The organism is Mycolicibacterium novocastrense (genome assembly GCF_001570485.1).
In the GTDB taxonomy this organism is placed as follows: Bacteria; Actinomycetota; Actinomycetes; order Mycobacteriales; family Mycobacteriaceae; genus Mycobacterium; species Mycobacterium novocastrense.
This window is the reverse complement of record NZ_BCTA01000019.1, coordinates 1-18363: the sequence shown is the minus strand read 5'-3', so window position 1 is coordinate 18363 and position 18363 is coordinate 1. Positions and strand designations below refer to the sequence as shown.

Sequence of the window (18363 nt, the reverse complement as noted above, 5' to 3'; positions counted from 1 at the left end):
CGGCAACCAGACTCGAAATGGCGTCGTCGATTCCGCTCTTCTGAGTTTCGTGAGACCTTCGGAACGTGACCTGCACGCTGGGCTACGCCACAGCAAGCGCCGCCGAGCAGGGCCTCGAGGGTCAGCTCGCGGCGCTCAACGCTGCAGGCGTCGACCCCCGGCGAGTGTTCACCGACCGGCTCTCCGACTCCGCCGACCGCATCGGTGCGGGACTACACGCCATGCTGAGCTACGCACGCTCCGGTGACACGATCGTCGTCGTCGCGCTGGACCGACTCGGCCGCACCGGCACCGAGGTCACCCGCACCATCGCCGAACTCTGCGAACGGGGTCTGCGGCTTCGCACCCTCAAAGAGGGCCTCGACACCGGCACCTCCACCGGCCGCGTCGTCGCAGCCGTCATCAAGACCCTGGCCCGGTTGGACTCCGAGGACGCCGCGGTCTAACCCTTGGCGGCCTTGGCGGCTGCCTTCGCCTGCTTCTTGAACGATCGCACCTTCTCCAGCGAACCGGCGTCGACCACGTCGGCCACCGACCGGTACGAGCCGGGCTTGCCGTAGTCCCCGGCGGCCTTGCGCCAGCCTTCGGGTGTCACCCCGTACTGCTTGCCGAGCAAGGCCAAAAAGATCTTCGCCTTCTGCTCACCGAACCCGGGCAGGGCCTTGAGCCGACGCAGCACCTCGGCGCCGTCCGGGTCGCCCTCGGTCCACAGCGCAGCCGCATCACCGCCGTAGCGATCGACGATCAACTGCGCGAGCGCCTGTACCCGTTTGGCCATCGAACCCGGAAAGCGATGAATGGCAGGGGTTTTCGAACACAACTCGACGAACTTCTCGGGATCGTAATCGGCGATCTCGCGGACATCGAAGCCACCGAGGCGGTCGGCGATCTTCTTCGGACCTGCGAACGCCGCCTCCATCGGGTACTGCTGATCGAGCAGCATCCCGGTCAGCAATGCGAACGGGTTGGATTCCAGCAGCGCGTCGGCCGCGGGGTCTTGGACAAGCTGCAGTTTGGCCACGACGCCAGTTTAGATCCGAGGTTTGGGCTTAGAGTTGCCTGGCAATCAGCTGAACGTGACGCGCGTCTCCCGGCTGCGCACGCGCATCGACATCTAGATCAGGAGTCGCCCGTGCCCGAGACGCAACGATCATCCTCGGACACCGCGGTCAGCGGCGAAGAATTTCGGGCCGTGCAGGCCAGCCCGGAGTTCCAGGAACTGCGGAGCCGGCTGCGGCGCTTTGTCTTCCCGATGAGTGCGCTGTTTCTCATCTGGTATGCCGCCTACGTGATACTCGGCGCGTTCGCCCACGACTTCATGGCGATCAAGGTGTGGGGCAACATCAATGTCGGCCTGCTGATCGGCATCGGCCAGTTCGTCTCCACGTTCGTGATCACCGGCCTGTACGTACGCTTCGCCAACCGCGAGCTCGACCCGCGGGCCGAAGCCATCCGCACCAAGCTGGAAGGCGGTGCGGCATGAGCACCCTGCTGGCCGTCGACGAGACCGTCGGCAACCCCGCCGCCAACATCGGCATCTTCGGGCTGTTCGTTGCGGTGACGCTGTACATCGTGATCCGCGCGAGCAAGAAGAATGCCACCGCCGCCGAGTTCTTCACGGCCGGGCGGTCGTTCACCGGTCCGCAGAACGGCATCGCGATCTCCGGTGATTATCTGTCGGCGGCCAGCTTCCTCGGCATCGCGGGTGCGATCGCGGTCTACGGCTATGACGGCTTCCTCTATTCCATCGGCTTCCTGGTGGCCTGGCTCGTCGCGCTGTTGTTGGTGGCCGAATTACTGCGAAACGCAGGCAAATTCACGATGGCCGACGTGCTGAGCTTCCGGCTCAAGCAGCGCCCGGTGCGGCTGGCGGCGGCCACCACGACTCTGGCCGTGTGCCTGTTCTACCTGCTGGCGCAGATGGCAGGCGCCGGCGGGCTGGTCGCGCTGTTGCTCAACGTCACCAGCGATTTCGGCCAGGCCGTCGTGATCGCCGTCGTCGGTGTCCTGATGATCGTCTACGTGCTGATCGGCGGCATGAAGGGCACCACCTGGGTGCAGATCATCAAGGCCGTGCTGTTGATCGGCGGCACGGCGCTGATGACGGTGTGGGTGCTCGCCAAGTTCGGTGCGAACTTCTCCGAGATTCTCGGCGCGGCCCAGTCGGCCGTGTCGGGCTCGTCGAACGAGGCGGTCGCCGGGCGCGACGTCCTGGCCCCCGGCGCGCAGTACGGCGCCTCGTTGACATCGCAGATCAACTTCATCTCCTTGGCGCTGGCGCTGGTGCTCGGCACCGCTGGCCTGCCGCACGTGCTGATGCGCTTCTACACGGTGCCGACCGCCAAGGAGGCGCGCCGCTCGGTGGTCTGGGCGATCGCGCTCATCGGCGCGTTCTACCTGTTCACCCTCGCGCTCGGTTACGGCGCCGCGGCGCTCGTCGGGCCCGACACCATCCTGGCCGCCCCCGGCGGGCAGAATTCGGCCGCACCGCTTCTGGCGTTCGAACTCGGCGGGGTCGTCCTGCTCGGCATCATCTCGGCGGTCGCGTTCGCGACGATCCTCGCCGTCGTCGCGGGCCTGACCATCACCGCGGCAACGTCTTTCGCGCACGACATCTATGCCAGCGTGCTCAAGAGCGACCGGGTGAGCGAAGACGAACAAGTGCGGGTATCGCGCATCACGGTCGTGGTGCTGGGCGTCTTCGCGATCGGCCTGGGCGTCCTGGCGGCCGAGCAGAACATCGCGTTCCTGGTCGCCCTCGCGTTCGCGGTGGCCGCCGCGGCCAACCTGCCGACCATCTTGTACTCGCTGTACTGGCCGCGGTTCAACACCCGGGGCGCGTTGTGGAGCATGTACGGCGGTCTGATCTCGACGATCCTGCTGATCGTGTTCTCCCCCGCCGTGTCGGGATCGAAGACCGCGATGCTGCCCAGCCTCGACTTCGCATGGTTCCCGCTGGCGAATCCCGGCATCGTGTCGATCCCGCTGGCCTTCCTGCTCGGCGCCCTCGGCACGCTGACCTCAGCCGACCGCGGCGATCCGGACATCAACGCCGAGTTCGAGGTTCGCTCGCTGACCGGCGTCGGCGCCGAGAAGGCCGTCACACACTGACTTCAACCCCGCGACGTGTCTGAGGCTCCGACCCGCGTGACCGCCCAACGCCTGGCTTTCCCGCTGCTGGCATACGCGTTCGCCGCGATCATGCTCGGCACCACGATGCCGACACCGATGTATGCCCTCTACGGCGAGCAGATGCAGTTCTCGGTGGTGACCACCACCGTCGTCTACGCGGCCTATGCGGGCGGTGTGCTGTTCGCACTGCTGGCGTTCGGACGGTGGTCCGATGCGATCGGCAGGCGTCCGCTGCTGCTCGGCGGGGTCGTCGCGGCGCTGATCAGTGCCGGGGTGTTCGTCGTCGCTGATTCCGTGCCGCTGTTGGTTGTCGGGCGCGTGTTCTCCGGACTGTCCGCGGGTGTCTTCACCGGGACGGCCACCGCGGCGGTCATCGAGGCCGCGCCGCCGCACTGGCGCAGCAGGGCCGCCGCGGTCGCGACCGTCGCCAACATCGGCGGGCTCGGGGCCGGTCCGATGCTGGCCGGCGTGCTGGTCGAGTACGCCCCGATGCCGCTGCACCTGAGCTTCATCGTGCACATCGTGCTGGCGGCGCTGGCGGGCGTGGCGGTGCTGCTGGTGCCGGAGACCTCGCCACGGTCCGGACGCATCGCACTGCAGCGTCTGGCGGTACCTCCCGAGGTGCGTTCGGTGTTCATCCTCGCCGCGATCGCGGGATTCGCCGGATTCGCGGTCACTGGCCTGTTCGCCGCCGTGGCGCCCTCCTTCGTGACCGAGGTCGTCGGTATCGACAACCAGGCAGTCGCCGGACTCATCGCCGGTTCGATCTTCGCCGCGTCCGCCCTGACGCAGATCGTCACCAACACCATGCGACCGCAGCGGGCGCTCGCAATCGGCTGCGCAATCTTGGTCGCCGGGATGGCGATTCTCGCAGTCGCACTTCAACTCTCGTCGCTGATCGGGCTCGTCGCGGCCGCCGTGGTGTCGGGTGCGGGCCAAGGCATGAGCTTCAGCCGAGGCCTGGCCGCCATCTCCGAGCGCAGCCCGGCCGAACGCCGCGCCGAGGTCAACTCGACCTACTTCGCCATCGGCTACGTGGCCATCTCGCTACCCGTTGTCGGCGAGGGTCTGGCCGCCGACACCTGGGGATTACGCACGGCGGGCGTGAGTTTCGCCGTGGCGGTCGCGGTTCTGTCGAGCATCTGCCTGGTGGCGATCCTGCTGCGCGAGGCAAGAGACGCACGGGAAACGCGCACGGCGGCGTCCGGCGCGTAATCAGCCGATCGACTTGGCTCCGGCGGAGATGCGCGGCCGGCAACCCTTTGAGTGCTTCTACTCATGCGCGACGCCACCCCCGCCCCGACGATCGATCACATGACGATGTTTCCGACCCCAGCCGACGTCGAGGCGGCAACCCCGGTGTCCCGTGACCGTGCGATCGACGTCATCCGCATCGTGTCGTTGCTCGGGGTGGTGATCGGCCACACCGTGATGGCCACCAGCACCCTGCGCGACGACGTGTTCATCTGGAGCAACCTGCTCACCGCATCGCCCGTTCTTCAGGCGCTCACCTGGGTGTTTCAAATCATGCCGCTGTTCTTCTTCGCGGGCGTGGCCGCCAGCGTCGAGAGTTGGAAGCCCGGCAGCAGTTGGGGTAACTGGCTGCTGCGCCGCTGCACCCGGCTCTACCGGCCCGTGTTCTATTACCTCGCTTTCTGGGCCGTCGCGCTGATCGCTCTGCGACTCGTGCTGCCCCAACACGTCTACGAACCCGTCGCCGGAATCTCGATCCAGTTGTTGTGGTTTCTGGGCGCCTACGTGTTGGTGCTCGCTGCGGTGCCGGTGTTGGCCCGCATCACCACCGCAGGCCGGCTGGTGGCCGCAGTCGCCGCCGCCTACGGGTTCATAGCCGTCGTTGACGCGATGCGGATCAACGTTGACGGCTGGGCCGGGCTGGGCTACCTGAATCTGACCGCCTGGCTGATTCCGGGCATGCTCGCCGTCGGCTATCGACGCGCACTGCTGAGCGCGCGGGTGGCGGTCGCCGTGGGTGTCGTGATGCTGGCGGTCAACCTGGCATTGGTGATGTTCGGACCTTACGAGCTGAGCCTGGTCGGTATCGAAACCCAGCAGCTCAAGAACATGACGCCGCCGTCGCTTCTCCTGGCTGGCCACGCAATCATGATGTGCGCCTTCGTTATTGCTGCCATGCCGGCGATCGCGCGCTGGGCGCGGCGGCCGCGGGTGTGGTGGCTGACCGCGATCGGCAACACCGGTGCCATGACGCTGTACCTGTGGCACATGCCCGCGCTGCTGATGATGCACCTGGCGTTCGACTATCTGGGCTACCCGCGCTTCGACCCGGCCGCCCCGAACTTCATCCCGTTGTCGGTTCTGCAGGTGCTGATCATGGCCACGGTGGTTGCGCTGATGTTCGTGACGCTGCGCCCACTGGAGAACGACCCGTTACCGTTGTGGGACGGCGGATTCCTCGCCGAGCCCGGTGTGCGCAGCGCGACAGTCGGTGTCCTGCTCTGCACCGCGGGCGCAGCCACACTGGCCTCGGTGGGTTGGGGACTGAAGGACCAGGGCCTGCTGTGCGTGGTGGTGATGTTGACCGCGCTTGTCGTCGCGCGTGGCCTCGCATTTGATGGCGAACTCTCCCCCGCAAGCGGGAGGTACCCCCACAACGCGGCTCGTACCTCGCCGCTAGATCGTCGTCCGCCTAGCCGCTCTTGCGCCGAAACTCCCGGCGATGCTCAACCGGTCCATGCGCGCGCGACTGCTTAGCGCCGCCGTCCTTGTGGTTGCCGCCGCCGGCCGACTTGGCCTTCTTGCGCTCCAGCGCCTCCCGGAACTTGCGCTTGGTGTCATCTTCCGGTGTCTCAGACATGACGGCAGCCTAGCCCGAGAGCCGGCGCCCGTCGCCTGCTTTATCGCTTGCCGGGCGGCATGCCGTAGACGTGGCTGATCGGCAGCGTCATCACCACCCGGCGGTCGTCGACCATCGCGCGCCGGTAGTCGTCCCAGTCGGGATGTTCGCCGGCGATGTTGCGGTACAACGCGATCAGCGCCTCGACGGTGTCGTCGTCAGGTGACGCCGCCGGCGGTGTGAGTGTCGCGTCGCCCTCGGCAACCGCGTAGGACCAACCGTCGTCCGAGCTGACGTGAAGTGATGCGCGCGGGTCGCGTCGCAGGTTGCGGGTCTTGGCCCGCGGCTCGGTGATCGACACCTGGATGGTCAACGCGCGCGAGTCGAAGTAGTACGACACGTTCGACAATTGCGGGCGGCCGTCGCGTTTGATGGTCGCCAGGACGCCCAGCGAGTTTCCGCCGATCAAGGCGAGCAGCTTGTCGTCGAACACGTGGCGTCCCATGCTCGTCAGCCTACGTCTCTACCATCGAGATGTGACCGGTCCTGCACCCCGAATCGACGGCAACGTGCTCGAAGGCGTATCTGCGACCGCGCTGTGGACGCTGTACTTCCGCGCCAGCGAGGCCAAGCGATCCGACGGGATACTCCGCGACCCGTGGGCCGTCACGCTGTTCGACGCCATCGACTACGACTACGGCAAATTCGGCAAGCCCAACCAGTCGCACGCCGTCCGGGCCCTCGCGTTCGACGCCGCCACTCGCGAGTATTTGACCACCCATCCGAAAGCTTCGGTGGTTGCGCTCGCCGAAGGTCTGCAGACCAGCTTCTGGCGTCTGCAGAGACAGGGCGTCGCCGACGAATTGACCTGGTATTCAGTCGATCTCCCACCCATCGTGGCCCTGCGCGAGAAGCTGTTGCCGCACGATGACCGGATCGTTTCGCTGGCGCAGTCAGCGCTGGACCGCAGCTGGATGGACCACATCGACGCGTCGAACGGTGTGTTCATCACCGCCGAGGGCCTGCTGATGTATCTGGACCCCGACGACGCACTCGGTCTGATCCGCGACTGCGCGGCGCGCTTTCCCGGGGGGCGGATGATGTTCGACTCCGTGCCGCCCTGGTTCAGTCGACGCACGGTGCGCGGCAAACTGAAGCTGTCCGACCGTTACGTCACCCCACCGATGCCCTTCGCGCTGACCCCCGACGAGGCTGTCGCGCTGGCCGGGCGCATTCCCGGTGTACGCGCCGCACACGACCTCGCCATGGTGCCGGGGCGTGGGCTGTACAAGGTGCTGGCCTCGCCGGCGTGGGACCGCGTCGGGTTCCTGCGCAAGGGCCGACCCAGCCACACCCTGCTGGAGTTCGGCTGATGACGCGCTATGCGGCTTTCCTACGCGGCGTCAACGTCGGTGGCGTCAATCTCAAGATGGCCGACGTCGCGAAGGCCTTCGAGGGAGTCGGATTCCGTTCGGTACGAACGATTCTCGCCAGCGGAAACATCCTGTTCGACAGCGGGTCGGGAGTCGAGACGGTGCGGAAGAAGGCCGAGAAGGCCTTGCGCGACACCTTCGGGTACGACGCCTGGGTGCTGGCGTACCCGATCGACACCGTCGCCGCGATCTCGCGCGCCTACCCCTTCGAGCGCGAGGTCTCCGGCCACCACTCCTACGTCACGTTCGTGACCGACGAACACGTGCTCGACGAGCTCGCCGGCCTGGCCGAGCAAGCCACCCCCGGGGAGAAGATCGAGCGCGGCGAGGGCGTCGTCTACTGGCAGGTGCCCAAGGCCGCAACGCTCGACAGCACCATCGGCAAGACCATGGGCAAGAAGCGGTACAAGTCGTCGACCACCACCAGGAACCTGCGCACGTTGGACAAAGTCCTGCGCTAGGTAGATTCGAGCAGGTGAGTCCCGAACCGAACGCCTCGTCCGCCAAGGCCGATGCCACCATGCTGACCGGTGTGTCCGAGACCGCGCTGATGACGCTCAACGTGCGGGCCACGGAGGCGCGTCGACCGGACGGAGTGATCGACGACCCGATGGCCGTCCAGCTCGCCGACTCCATCGACTTCGACTTCTCCAAATTCGGCCTCTCACGCCGCCAGGACATGGCGGTGCGGGCGCTGGCGTTCGACCGCGAGACGCGGCGCTACCTCGGCGACCATCCTCGCGCCACGGTGGTGGCGCTCGCCGAGGGGCTCCAGACCAGCTTCTATCGAATCGACGCCGCCGATGTGGGACACGAATTCTCCTGGCTCACCGTCGATCTCCCCCCGGTCATCGAACTGCGCCGACGTCTGTTGCCGGCATCGGAGCGGGTGCGCATGCTGGCCCAGTCGGCGCTCGACTACAGCTGGATGGACCACGTCGACACCGAACACGGCGTGTTCATCACCGCCGAAGGTCTGCTGATGTACCTGCAGCCGGAGGAGGCGCTCGGCCTGATCGGCGAGTGCGCGGCCCGCTTCCCCGGGGGACGCATGCTGTTCGAGCTGCCCCCGGCGTGGTTCGCCAGGCTGATCAGCCGGGGCGTGTTGCGCCCCTCGCTCGGCTACCGCGTCCCACCCATGCCGTTTCACATGACGCCCTCGCAGGTCGCCAACCTCGTCAACGAGATCCCCGGGATCCGGGCGGTGCACGACATCGCGCTGCCGCCGGGGCGCGGCAAGGTGCTCAACGCGCTGATGTGGGGGGCTCAGCGGCTTCCGTGGTTCGATTCCGTGCGTCCGGTCTTCGCCCTGCTCGAATTCGGCTGAGCCGAACGGCTCGTTCCGCGCCGCCTACCCGAACGCCGCTTCCACATATCGCAGCGCGTCGTCCTTGCCGACGCCGAGGGCCTTGGCCGCCGATACGAACGTGGTCGCCGCCGTGGCCATCGCTCCGTCCACGGGATCGGCATGAGCGACGAATGTGCCGAAACGCCCGCGGGTTTCGAGTATTCCCGCCGACTCCAACTCGCGGTAGGCACGCGCCACGGTGTTCACCGCGAGACCGAGCTGACCGGCCAGCTCGCGCACCGTCGGCAACCGCGTACCCGGCGGCAGTCTGCCGTCGCGCACACCGTCGATGACCTGCGTCCTGAGCTGGTCGAACAAGGCACCCGACGCGCGATGGTCGATGCGTACCCAATCCCCCAACTCGGCCACGTGCTCAGTATTGCCCACAGCGGCTAGTTTGGTCATGTGCAGGTAACGGTCCTCAGCGGTGCGGGCATCTCGGCCGAGAGCGGGGTGCCGACCTTCCGCGACGCCGAAACCGGGCTGTGGGCGAAGGTCGACCCCTATGAAATCTCCAGCTCGGAAGGGTGGCGGGCCCACCCGGAGAAGGTATGGGCGTGGTATCTGTGGCGTCACTACATGATGAGCGCTGTACACCCGAACGACGGCCACCGGGCCGTCGCCGCCTGGCAGGATTACGCCGACGTGCACGTCGTCACCCAGAACGTCGACGACCTGCATGAGCGAGCGGGCAGCAAGAAGGTCTACCACGTGCACGGGAGCCTGTTCGAGTTCCACTGCGATCGCTGCCGGCAGACATATTCCGGTGAGCTGCCGGCGATGCCCGAACCGGTGGAGACCGTCGACCCGCCGCGGTGCGAATGCGGCGGCCTCATCAGGCCCAACGTGGTCTGGTTCGGCGAGGCGCTGCCCGAGGACGCGTGGCAGCGATCGGTTGAGGCGGTCAGCGGCGCCGACCTGGTGATCGTCGTCGGCACCTCGTCGATCGTCTATCCCGCGGCGGGCCTGCCCGAGATCGCACTGGCCAATGGCATCCCGGTCATCGAGGTCAACCCGGAACGCACACCGCTGTCCGACTCCGCGACGGCGTCCGTGCGCGAGACGGCGGCCAGCGCGCTGCCGAAGCTGCTGCAGCGGCTCCCGGCCCTACTCGGTTAGGGCCTGACCGCGCGGCCGATCGCGAACTCGGCGACCGGCAGCGGCACCCACCTCGGCATCGTCCATTCCCGCCGAGCACCCTCGACCTCGAACCCCGCACCCACGATGCTCTGTTCGGTGTGGCGGTGGGTGTGGCAGTTCCCGAGCAGCCGCGGCCACACCGTCGCGTCGGCGATCCTCTGCAGCCGCCCGCGGCCGCCCTCGCTGGCGATGTGCTCGAGATAGCGCAGCTCACCGCCGGGCCGCAGTAACGAAAGCAGCTGGCGCAGAACAGTATCGGGATCATCGATCGAGCACAGCACCAGCGAGCAGACGATCGCGTCGAAGACCTCGCTGCGGTTGGCCACGAAGTGCTCCACGGTGTCGGTGCTGACGGTGACGGGCACGCGGGCTCCGACCGCGGTCCGATGGGCCTGTTCGGCGAGACGGCGTTCGGGCTCGACGGCCACCACCTCGCGCACCGTGTCGGGGTAGAACTCGAAGTTCGTCCCGGTACCCGCACCGACCTCCAGAACCCGTCCCGACAGGCCGGCGAGGTTCTGCCGGCGGAGTTGCCGGATGGCGTCGGTCTCGTGGGTGGACATCACCGTCCACAACCGAGCGAAAAACGGGTTATCGACCGTGTCCGACATGAAGCATTCCCTTCAACTGAGCGACGGTTTGCGGTGGTGGCGCGTCGAGGTCCACCGCCCCCCGGGTGATGTGACCGAGACACACGGCCGTCAGCACCCGGTCGGCGAAGTCCTCGACATCCCCCCACGGTAGGTACGGCTTGGAGATCAGCATGGCGGCCACCCCGTGCGCGACGGTCATCAACTCCAGCGCCGTCGCGGTCGAGTCGCCCGGCGGATAGGTTCCCTCCGCCATCAGTCCCTCGACCGCGGTGCGCAGGTGCACGAATGCCGAGCTGTTCAACGCCACATCCACGTCGCTGCCCGGCCGGCTCTCCCCCATCGTCGCAATGCGGTACAGCTCAGGGGTTTTCATCGCGAACCGCACATACGCCAACCCCTGCGCGCGCAGCACCTCGATGGTCGAGGGCTGCCCGGCCGCCACACTTTGCATCTCCTCGTCGAGTTTCTCGAAGTACCGTGCGCACACCGCGTCAAGCAGCGCGTCCTTGTCGGCGAAGTGCAGGTAGATCGACGGCGGGGTCACGCCCACCCGCTGCGCCACCGACCGGATCGACACCTCTTTCGCATTGCCCGACTCGAGCAGCAGATCGGTGGTGGCGTCGAGGATCTCGTCACGCAGCTGCTCACCGGACCCCCGCGGGGCGCGTCGCCGTTTCATCGCGAACCCGCCGGCTGGATCGAGCCTTCGGCGCGCGATGGTTCAGCGGATTCGCTGAAGCCGATCCGTTCGTGCAGTCTGGTCAACGGCTTGGGCGACCACCAGTTCCACCGTCCGAGCAGATGCATGAACGCCGGCACCAAACCCATCCGCACCAGCGTCGCATCGGCCAGCACCGCCAGCGTCAACCCGACGCCGAACATCCGCATGAACGCGACCTCGGCCGCGATCAGCGCCGCGAACGAGATCGACATCAACAGCGCCGCCGCCGTCACGACACGCCCGGTCTTCGCCAGGCCGAGCGCCACGCTCTCGTCGTTGCGCGCACGAGCGGACATCGCCGGGTCGTTGCCGGACTGCAGCCAGAACTCGCGGATGCGGGATACCAAGAAGACTTCGTAATCCATCGACAGCCCGAATGCGATGCAGAACAGCAACACCGGCATGTTCGCCACCAGGGTCCCGGTCGGTGTGGTGCCCAGTGCGCCGAGATGGCCTTCTTGGAAGATCCACACCAGCGCACCGAACGCCGCCGTCAAAGACAAGACGTTGAGTATCAACGCCTTCACCGGCAGCACCACGCTCCCGGTGAGCAGGAAGAGCAGCACGAAGGTGATGGCCCCGATCACCCCGAGCACCAGCGGCAGGCGCGACGTGATCGCCGAGGCACTGTCGCGGTTCACCTGTGCGGTGCCCGTCAGCAGCACCGGAACATCGCCGGGAGTGCGCACCGCCTCCAGCCGGTCGAGCTGCGCTTCGGAGGCATCGCTGAACAACGGCGCCTCACTGGCCACGGTGAGGAACGCGCTGTCGTCCTTGACGCCGGTAGCGGCCGACGGCGGGCCGATCGACTTGCCGTCGACGAACGTGCCGCCGGGAGCCGACACCGACGACACGTCGCCGACCCGCGAGAGGTCTGCCGCGTAGCGGTCCACCATCGCGGGCGTGAGATCCCGGGTGTCCGGTATGACGACCGTGACGTTGCGGGCCGAGTCGACGGCGAAGTTGTTGCGTAGCTCGTCGCCGACCTGCCGCGCCGACGCGGACTGAGGCAGCACCCGCTCGTCGGGGAACCCCCAACGCGCGTTGAGGAACGGCGCGCCGAGCACCAGCAGCAACGTGACGATCGCGAGTCCGATCGGAAGTGCCCGGCGCATCACGACTTTCGTGCAGCGGTACCAGAACGTCTGCTCGACGGGTTTGCGCACCGGCTCCGGTCTGCCGACGAGCCGGCGACCGAACCGCCGCACATCAAGCGCGTCCAACCGATCCCCGAGCAGCACGATCGCCGCGGGCGCCACCACCACCGCGGCGAGGGCCGCAAACGTCACCACCGCGATTCCCGCGTACGCGAACGACTTCAGGAAGTACATCGGAAACAACACCATCGCGACCATGGACAGCGCGACCGTCATCGCCGAGAACAGCACGGTGCGCCCGGCGGTCACCATGGTGCGCACCAACGCCGCATCAGGTTGCGCCCCGTCGGCGATCTCGTCGCGGTACCTGCTGATGATCAACAGCGTGTAATCGATAGCGAGCGCCAAACCCATTGCGACGGTGAGGTTCAGCGCGAAGATCGAAACGTCTGTGAGGTGGGTGACGCCGCGCAGCACCGCCATCGAACCCAGGATCGCGAAACCACCGATGGCCAACGGCAACGCGGCGGCGAGCAGACCCCCGAACACCCACACCAGCGCCACGAAGCACAGCGGGATCGCGATCGCCTCCATCTTGAGGAGGTCGCGTTCGCTCTGCCCGTTGATCTGCACGTAGATCATGGCCTCGCCGCCGGCGCGCACGGTGACGCCGTCGCGGTCGTGCACGAGTCGCTCGGTGAGTTCCTTCGCATGCTTCTGCGCGCCGCTCTCACCGCCGGTGATCCCGGCGACGATCAGCCCGGTCTTCCCGTCCTCACTGATCAGCGCGGGCGCCGCGGTCGGCGGTGCGCTCCACAGCGAGGTCATTCCGACGACCGACGGCGAGGCCCGCAGTTCGGCGGCAAGCTCCTCGCCGACGGCACGGGCCCGCGGGCTCTGCGCGCCCTCGTCGGAGTGCACGCTGAGAATCAGCTCCATGTCGCCCTGACCGAACGTGTCGACCAAGAGCTGGGTGGCCTCAGCCGACTCCGACGTCGGGTCCTGGAACCCGCCGGCGGAAAGGTGCTTGGCGACGGGGATACCGAATATGCCGCACGCGACCATCACCAGGACCGCTGTCGCGATGATGCGCCGAGGCGCCGCTATGGCCAGGTGTGCGACTCTTTGCAGCACTCCGCGTCCTCTCGGCTCGGACTAACGCCGATAACTTAACAACGATAAGTCAGCGCCGTCAACGCCCCTTCAGGACACACGAAACACGAACCCGCGGCGTTCAAGTGCGATTCTCGCGATGAGTTGCGGCATTCCTGGTAGTCGTAATCGGCATGACCACGACGGACGCGGCCACCGCCGCCACCACCACACGCGACACCGCGACGGACATCGGCCTGCTCATCCTGAGAATCGGCATCGGTGCGGCGATTCTTCAGGCGGGCCTCATCAAGGCCTTCGATTTCAGCACCACCGTCGGCTTCATGGACTCCGCCGGGTGGCGGTTGCCCGGACTGGCCGCGTTCATGGTCACGGCGGCCGAGACGCTCGGTGGCCTGGGCCTCATCTTCGGTGCGCTGACGCCGCTGGCCGCGTGTGCGGTGATCGCGGCGATGGTCGACGCGTGGGCCGTCAACGTGTCGCAGTCGGCTTTCTGGTCCGAACCGTTCAACGCGCCGTTCCTGATCGGCGTCGGTGCCGCAGCGCTGCTGTTCCTCGGGGCCGGCGCCTACTCGCTCGACGCCAAGGTGTTGGGCCGGGTGTCGTGGGGACGGCGCGTCGGCGTCGGCCTGCTGGTCGTGGCGTTCGCCGCGGCGATCCTGACCTGGGTGGCGCTGCTCGGCACCAACCCCATCCACTTCACCGCCGGCACGTAGCTGGTCAGCAAATCACTACTGGCGAGTAGTCCGCGACCCTACTTGGCGGTAAGAATTGCCACAGTATTCCGAATCGTGACTCAAAGATTCCTTAGAGGTGACACTTACTGTCGAGTACATGTGGATCGACGACACCAGTGCCGATGTCATCAAGGTCGACTTCGAGGCGCTCTACCACGGCGACGTCCTGGTAGAAGGCGACACCTCGGAGCAGCTCGACGACGAGCACACCCTGCGCACCGCCGTCTGAACGAACGCGCGCCGAGGGGTCGCGCATTCGCTCCGACGGTCGGGCCCTCAAGCGCCCGAGCCGGTTCTGTTGCTGCTTTCTTGCTGAACCCGCCCGCTAAATCCGATCCCGTTCCTAAGCCACGTTCTCTTCTTCGTCATCGGCGATCATGTCGCTGAGCCGGCCGCTGATGATCTCCTCGGCCTCGTCGACGATGCGCGCGACCAGATCCCCGCAGGTCGGGATGTCGTTGATCAGGCCCATCGCGGTGCCCACGCTCCAGATGCCGGCGTCGAGGTCGCCGATCTCGTAGACCTTCACGCCCCGCGAGCCGGCGACCAGGTCCTTGACGTCCTCGAACTGACCGCCGCGGTTGAGGATCTCCACGACCTCACGCGACACCGCGTTGCTGGCCACGCGGGCCGTGTTGCGCAGCGGCCGGAAGATCAGCTCGGTGTCGAGCTCGGTGCCCGCCACGATCGCTTCCTTGACGTTCTGGTGGATCGCCGATTCGACGGTGCACATGAACCGCGAACCCATGTTGATGCCGTCAGCGCCCAGCGCCAATGCGGCGACCAGACCGCGCGCGTCGGCGAACCCGCCGGAGGCGATCATCGGGATCTCGATCTTGGCCGACGCCGCCGGGATCAGCACCAGGCCCGGGATGTCGTCCTCGCCGGGATGGCCCGCGCACTCGAAGCCGTCGATGCTGATGCCGTCGACGCCGAGGCTCTGCGCCTTGACCGCATGCCGCACCGAGGTGCACTTGTGCAGCACCTTGATCCCGTTGTCGTGGAACATCGGCAGATGCGGCGCGGGGTTGGAGCCCGCGGTCTCGACGATCTTGATGCCCGAGTCGACGATCACCTGCCGGTACTCGTCATACGGCGGCGGGTTGATCGTCGGCAGAATCGTCAGGTTGACCCCGAACGGCTTGTCGGTCAGATCGCGGCACTTGGCGATCTCCTTGGCCAGATCGGCCGGCGTCGGCTGGGTCAACGCGGTGATGAAGCCGAGCGCACCCGCATTGGCCACGGCCGCAACGAGTTCCGCGCGGCCGACCCACTGCATCCCGCCCTGCACGATGGGATGCTCGATTCCGAACGTCTCGGTGAACTTCGTCCTGATACCCATCGCGTCTACCTCGGTCCTTTTCTCTTCGCGCAAGCGCTCATCGGGGCGCCATCCGGATCGCGCCATCCAGGCGGATCACTTCACCGTTGAGCATCGGATTCTCGACGATGTGCACGGCCAGCGCGCCGTACTCGTCGGGATCGCCCAGGCGCGCCGGATGCGGCACCTGCTTGCCCAGCGAGGCCTGCGCCTCTTCCGGCAGCGAACCCAGCAGCGGGGTCTTGAACAGACCCGGCGCAATGGTGACGACGCGGATGAACTCACGCGACAGGTCACGCGCGATCGGCAAGGTCATACCGACCACCCCACCCTTGGACGCGGAGTAGGCGGCCTGCCCGATCTGGCCCTCGAACGCCGCGACCGACGCGGTGTTGATGATGACGCCACGCTCGCCGTTGATGGGCTCGGTCTTCGCGATCCGCTCGGCGGCCAGCCGCAGCACGTTGAACGTGCCGATCAGGTTGACCTCGATGACCTTCTTGAAGCCGTCGAGCGGGAACGGCCCGTCCTTGCTCAACGTCTTGATCGCGTTGCCGATGCCCGCGCAGTTGACGTTGATGCGCAGCGGGCCCATCTTCTCGGCCGCGTCCAGCGCCGCGCTGACGGCGTCCGGATCGGTCACGTTGGTCTCGACGAACTGGGCGCGGTCACCGAGTTCCTTGACCGCCTCTTCGCCCTTGAGGTCGATGACGACCACCGATGCGCCCCTGTCGAGCAGGCGTTTGGTGGTGGCCAGGCCGAGGCCCGATGCACCACCGGTGACGACGGCTACGGCGTCCTTGATCTCCACTTGAGGGTGTTCCTTTCTCTAGGCCCAGTCTCGTAAGACGGCTTCGGTGTCAGCTCCGGCTTGGCCGGGTGGTGTCGGTGCCGGCGGCACGCTTCGGGAGAACCGCGGCGCGGGCATCGGTTGCAGGTGCTCACCGTCGCGATAGAAGGTGTTGCGCTCGGTGACGTGCGGTTCGGACTCGACCTCGCTGAACGACAGCACCGGGGTCACGCAGGCGTCGCTGTCGGCGAACACCTTGGCCCAGTGGTCGCGGTCCTTGCTCGCGATGACCTCGCTGAGCTTCGCTCGCAGCTCCGGCCAGCGGCTCGCGTCGTTCTGGTCGGGCAGGTCGGCGTTCTCCAGGCCCAGGCCCTTGAGGAACTCGGCGTAGAACTGCGGTTCGATGCACCCGACCGCGATGTAGCGGCCGTCGGCGCAGGTGTAGGTGTCGTAGTAGGGCGCGCCGCCGTCGAGGATGTTGACCCCGCGCTGGTCGGTCCACAACCCGTCTTGCAGGAAGCCCCAGATCATCTGCGCCAGCACGCTGGAGCCGTCGATCATCGCCGCGTCGACCACCTGACCCTTGCCCGACGTCTGGCGTTCCCACAGCGCGGAAAGGATGCCGACGAGCAGGAACATCGAGCCGCCGCCGAAGTCACCGGTCAGGTTCAGCGGTGGGACCGGTCGCTCCCCCGCCCGGCCGATCGAGTGCAGCACACCGTTGAGCGAGATGTAGTTGATGTCGTGGCCGGCCTGCAGGCGCCGCGGCCCGGTCTGGCCCCAGCCCGTCATGCGCCCGTAGATCAGCCGCTCGTTGACCTTCGCGCAGTCCTCCGGCCCGAGACCCAGGCGTTCGGTGACACCGGGGCGCAGCCCCTCGATCAGCACGTCGGCCTTCGCGACCAGCCGCAACACGAGTTCGCGGCCCTCGTCGCTCTTGAGGTCGGCGGCGACGGAACGCCGATTGCGCAGGGCGGCCTCGCGCTTGCTCGTCGGAATTCCCCCGAGCTTGCCCGGTCGCTCGATGCGGACGACGTCGGCGCCGAGATCACCGAGGATCATCGCCGCGTGCGGGCCGGGTCCGATGCTCGCGAGTTCGATCACCCGCAGCCCGTGCAGAGGTCCCGCCATGCTTACCGCCCTTCGTTGGACAATCGCTTCCGGATCGCCGACATAGCTTACTTGTATAACCAAGTCGTCCGGTTCTAGGGTGCAGCCATGACAACGCTGGATTCGGGCGCACCCACATATACCGGCATCGACGCTTTGACGGTCGACCTCGCCGACGGTGTGCTTTCGGTGACGCTGAACCGGCCCGACAGCCTCAACTCGCTGAACCGCGAGATGCTGGTCCGTATCGCCGACACTCTCAATACGGCGGCCACCGATCGGCGGGTCAAGGTCGTGCGACTCGGCGGCGCGGGTCGCGGCTTCTGTTCGGGCGCGGGCATCGGCGACGACGACCAGGCGCAGAAGAGTGTCGACGGCCCGGCCTCGGTGCTCGACGCCGCCAACGATGCGGTCCGCGCGATCGTCAACCTGCCCCAGCCTGTGGTCGCGGCCGTGCACGGTGCGGCGGCCGGCGTCGGCGTCTCGCTGGCACTGGCTTCGGATGTCGTATTGGCTTCGGACAACGCGTATTTCATGCTGGCGTTCACCAAGATCGGGCTGATGCCCGACGGCGGCGCCTCGGCGCTGGTGGCGGCGGCGGTCGGACGTACCCGCGCGGCCCGGATGGCCCTGCTTGCCGAAAAGGTCTCGGCGCGCGAGGCATACGACTGGGGCCTGGCCGCCGCGGTCTATCCGGCAGATGAGTTCGACGCCGAGGTCGACAAGGTGCTCGACAGGCTGAAAAGCGGTCCCGCGGTCGCGCTGCGCAAGACCAAGCACGCGATCAACGCGGCCACGCTGACCGAGTTCGAACCCGCACTGGGACGCGAACGCGAGGGTCAGCTGAAGCTGCTGACCTCGCCGGACTTCATCGAGGGCATCACGGCGTTCCAGCAGCGCCGCAAGGCGAACTTCTCCGACTTCTAGCCCAGATTTTTCGCGCAATGTTGTGAGTTTCGGGGTGTAGATACGCGAAAGTGCCTGTCCTGCAAGGAATAATTGGACTTGTCTACGGT

General features: G+C 66.9%; 22 protein-coding genes. 12 read left to right on the top strand and 10 right to left on the bottom strand.

Features of this window, described 5'->3' with window-relative positions; all coding sequences use genetic code 11:
* Positions 1-65 precede the first annotated feature (65 nt).
* Positions 66-446 (top strand): recombinase family protein, encoded by a 381-nt coding sequence (locus RMCN_RS05740; RefSeq protein WP_064348623.1) that lies wholly within the window; start codon positions 66-68, stop codon positions 444-446.
* On the opposite strand, the gene RMCN_RS05735 is transcribed toward RMCN_RS05740, so the two are convergent.
* The gene (locus RMCN_RS05735; RefSeq protein WP_064411891.1) at positions 443-1021 is read right to left on the bottom strand and encodes an HhH-GPD-type base excision DNA repair protein; all 579 of its coding nucleotides are present in this window, start codon (positions 1019-1021) and stop codon (positions 443-445) included. The genes RMCN_RS05740 and RMCN_RS05735 overlap by 4 nt on opposite strands.
* Before the next feature lie 111 nt (positions 1022-1132).
* Here RMCN_RS05735 and RMCN_RS05730 point away from each other — a divergent pair, with 111 nt between their 5' ends.
* The 4 genes from RMCN_RS05730 to RMCN_RS05715 all read left to right on the top strand — a co-directional run bounded on the left by RMCN_RS05730 (position 1133) and on the right by RMCN_RS05715 (position 5862).
* Positions 1133-1483: a DUF485 domain-containing protein gene (locus RMCN_RS05730; protein ID WP_064411892.1), complete on the top strand. Its 351-nt coding sequence runs from the start codon at positions 1133-1135 to the stop codon at positions 1481-1483.
* A complete protein-coding gene (locus RMCN_RS05725; RefSeq protein WP_067387788.1) occupies positions 1480-3111 on the top strand; it encodes a monocarboxylic acid transporter in 1632 nt (543 codons plus the stop codon). Before RMCN_RS05730 ends, RMCN_RS05725 begins: the two co-directional genes overlap by 4 nt.
* A gap of 15 nt (positions 3112-3126) precedes the next feature.
* The gene (locus RMCN_RS05720; RefSeq protein WP_234787586.1) at positions 3127-4347 is read left to right on the top strand and encodes an MFS transporter; all 1221 of its coding nucleotides are present in this window, start codon (positions 3127-3129) and stop codon (positions 4345-4347) included.
* Between the two features lie 99 nt (positions 4348-4446).
* The gene (locus RMCN_RS05715) at positions 4447-5862 is read left to right on the top strand and encodes an acyltransferase family protein (protein ID WP_084377200.1); all 1416 of its coding nucleotides are present in this window, start codon (positions 4447-4449) and stop codon (positions 5860-5862) included.
* Here RMCN_RS05715 and RMCN_RS05710 read toward each other — a convergent pair.
* The gene (locus RMCN_RS05710) at positions 5798-5965 is read right to left on the bottom strand and encodes a DUF5302 domain-containing protein (RefSeq protein WP_110765761.1); all 168 of its coding nucleotides are present in this window, start codon (positions 5963-5965) and stop codon (positions 5798-5800) included. The two genes, RMCN_RS05715 and RMCN_RS05710, sit on opposite strands and share 65 nt — an antisense overlap.
* Before the next feature lie 40 nt (positions 5966-6005).
* Positions 6006-6449: a PPOX class F420-dependent oxidoreductase gene (locus RMCN_RS05705; RefSeq protein WP_064411894.1), complete on the bottom strand. Its 444-nt coding sequence runs from the start codon at positions 6447-6449 to the stop codon at positions 6006-6008.
* 31 nt (positions 6450-6480) lie between these two features.
* On the opposite strand from RMCN_RS05705, the gene RMCN_RS05700 reads away from it, so the two are divergent.
* Genes RMCN_RS05700 through RMCN_RS05690 form a run of 3 tightly spaced genes read left to right on the top strand, consistent with a single transcriptional unit; the run spans position 6481 to position 8704 of the window.
* Positions 6481-7317: a class I SAM-dependent methyltransferase gene (locus tag RMCN_RS05700; RefSeq protein ID WP_234787585.1), complete on the top strand. Its 837-nt coding sequence runs from the start codon at positions 6481-6483 to the stop codon at positions 7315-7317.
* Entirely contained in the window at positions 7317-7838 is a 522-nt protein-coding gene (locus RMCN_RS05695) for a DUF1697 domain-containing protein (protein ID WP_067387786.1), read from the top strand. Before RMCN_RS05700 ends, RMCN_RS05695 begins: the two co-directional genes overlap by 1 nt.
* A gap of 59 nt (positions 7839-7897) precedes the next feature.
* Positions 7898-8704, top strand: a complete 807-nt coding sequence (locus RMCN_RS05690; RefSeq protein ID WP_067387822.1) for a class I SAM-dependent methyltransferase — start codon at positions 7898-7900, stop codon at positions 8702-8704.
* 24 nt (positions 8705-8728) lie between these two features.
* Here RMCN_RS05690 and RMCN_RS05685 read toward each other — a convergent pair whose 3' ends face one another.
* A complete protein-coding gene (locus RMCN_RS05685) occupies positions 8729-9094 on the bottom strand; it encodes an Rv1152 family transcriptional regulator (protein ID WP_067387821.1) in 366 nt (121 codons plus the stop codon).
* 36 nt (positions 9095-9130) lie between these two features.
* Between RMCN_RS05685 and RMCN_RS05680 the strand changes: the two genes are divergently transcribed.
* Entirely contained in the window at positions 9131-9844 is a 714-nt protein-coding gene (locus tag RMCN_RS05680; RefSeq protein ID WP_067387785.1) for an NAD-dependent deacylase, read from the top strand.
* On the opposite strand, the gene RMCN_RS05675 is transcribed toward RMCN_RS05680, so the two are convergent.
* The 3 genes from RMCN_RS05675 to RMCN_RS05665 are packed head-to-tail and all read right to left on the bottom strand — an operon-like array spanning position 9841 to position 13410.
* Complete coding sequence (locus tag RMCN_RS05675; RefSeq protein WP_067387784.1) at positions 9841-10476, bottom strand: class I SAM-dependent methyltransferase; 636 nt, start codon at positions 10474-10476, stop codon at positions 9841-9843. The two genes, RMCN_RS05680 and RMCN_RS05675, sit on opposite strands and share 4 nt — an antisense overlap.
* The gene (locus RMCN_RS05670) at positions 10457-11137 is read right to left on the bottom strand and encodes a TetR/AcrR family transcriptional regulator (protein WP_067387783.1); all 681 of its coding nucleotides are present in this window, start codon (positions 11135-11137) and stop codon (positions 10457-10459) included. The genes RMCN_RS05675 and RMCN_RS05670 overlap by 20 nt, the downstream gene beginning before the upstream one ends.
* On the bottom strand, positions 11134-13410 hold the full coding sequence (locus tag RMCN_RS05665; protein WP_067387782.1) for an MMPL family transporter: 2277 nt from the start codon (positions 13408-13410) through the stop codon (positions 11134-11136). Before RMCN_RS05665 ends, RMCN_RS05670 begins: the two co-directional genes overlap by 4 nt.
* Positions 13411-13562: 152 nt before the next feature.
* Here RMCN_RS05665 and RMCN_RS05660 point away from each other — a divergent pair, with 152 nt between their 5' ends.
* Complete coding sequence (locus RMCN_RS05660; RefSeq protein ID WP_067387781.1) at positions 13563-14105, top strand: DoxX family protein; 543 nt, start codon at positions 13563-13565, stop codon at positions 14103-14105.
* A 97-nt stretch (positions 14106-14202) separates the two neighbouring features.
* Positions 14203-14355, top strand: a complete 153-nt coding sequence (locus tag RMCN_RS05655; RefSeq protein WP_165595581.1) for a hypothetical protein — start codon at positions 14203-14205, stop codon at positions 14353-14355.
* A gap of 114 nt (positions 14356-14469) precedes the next feature.
* On the opposite strand, the gene RMCN_RS05650 is transcribed toward RMCN_RS05655, so the two are convergent.
* From RMCN_RS05650 to RMCN_RS05640, 3 genes are read right to left on the bottom strand one after another with little or no spacing between them, the layout of a single operon-like run.
* Positions 14470-15468 (bottom strand): NAD(P)H-dependent flavin oxidoreductase, encoded by a 999-nt coding sequence (locus RMCN_RS05650; protein ID WP_064411902.1) that lies wholly within the window; start codon positions 15466-15468, stop codon positions 14470-14472.
* Positions 15469-15505: 37 nt separating this feature from the next.
* Positions 15506-16258, bottom strand: a complete 753-nt coding sequence (locus RMCN_RS05645; RefSeq protein ID WP_064411903.1) for a 3-hydroxyacyl-CoA dehydrogenase — start codon at positions 16256-16258, stop codon at positions 15506-15508.
* A gap of 18 nt (positions 16259-16276) precedes the next feature.
* The gene (locus tag RMCN_RS05640) at positions 16277-17368 is read right to left on the bottom strand and encodes a CaiB/BaiF CoA transferase family protein (RefSeq protein WP_067387780.1); all 1092 of its coding nucleotides are present in this window, start codon (positions 17366-17368) and stop codon (positions 16277-16279) included.
* An 87-nt stretch (positions 17369-17455) separates the two neighbouring features.
* On the opposite strand from RMCN_RS05640, the gene RMCN_RS05635 reads away from it, so the two are divergent.
* On the top strand, positions 17456-18274 hold the full coding sequence (locus RMCN_RS05635; protein ID WP_067387779.1) for an enoyl-CoA hydratase: 819 nt from the start codon (positions 17456-17458) through the stop codon (positions 18272-18274).
* Positions 18275-18363 lie beyond the last annotated feature (89 nt).

Bases quoted from the DNA above. Each gene is read 5' to 3' on its own strand.
- RMCN_RS05690 (WP_067387822.1), top strand. From the start codon at position 7,898: ATGCTGACCGGTGTGTCCGAGACCGCGCTGATGACGCTCAACGTGCGG.
- RMCN_RS05640 (WP_067387780.1), bottom strand. From the start codon at position 17,368: ATGGCGGGACCTCTGCACGGGCTGCGGGTGATCGAACTCGCGAGCATC.
- RMCN_RS05670 (WP_067387783.1), bottom strand. From the start codon at position 11,137: ATGAAACGGCGACGCGCCCCGCGGGGGTCCGGTGAGCAGCTGCGTGAC.
- RMCN_RS05725 (WP_067387788.1), top strand. From the start codon at position 1,480: ATGAGCACCCTGCTGGCCGTCGACGAGACCGTCGGCAACCCCGCCGCC.
- RMCN_RS05705 (WP_064411894.1), bottom strand. From the start codon at position 6,449: ATGGGACGCCACGTGTTCGACGACAAGCTGCTCGCCTTGATCGGCGGA.
- RMCN_RS05675 (WP_067387784.1), bottom strand. From the start codon at position 10,476: ATGTCGGACACGGTCGATAACCCGTTTTTCGCTCGGTTGTGGACGGTG.
- RMCN_RS05715 (WP_084377200.1), top strand. From the start codon at position 4,447: ATGACGATGTTTCCGACCCCAGCCGACGTCGAGGCGGCAACCCCGGTG.
- RMCN_RS05695 (WP_067387786.1), top strand. From the start codon at position 7,317: ATGACGCGCTATGCGGCTTTCCTACGCGGCGTCAACGTCGGTGGCGTC.
- RMCN_RS05635 (WP_067387779.1), top strand. From the start codon at position 17,456: ATGACAACGCTGGATTCGGGCGCACCCACATATACCGGCATCGACGCT.
- RMCN_RS05710 (WP_110765761.1), bottom strand. From the start codon at position 5,965: ATGTCTGAGACACCGGAAGATGACACCAAGCGCAAGTTCCGGGAGGCG.
- RMCN_RS05650 (WP_064411902.1), bottom strand. From the start codon at position 15,468: ATGGGTATCAGGACGAAGTTCACCGAGACGTTCGGAATCGAGCATCCC.
- RMCN_RS05660 (WP_067387781.1), top strand. From the start codon at position 13,563: ATGACCACGACGGACGCGGCCACCGCCGCCACCACCACACGCGACACC.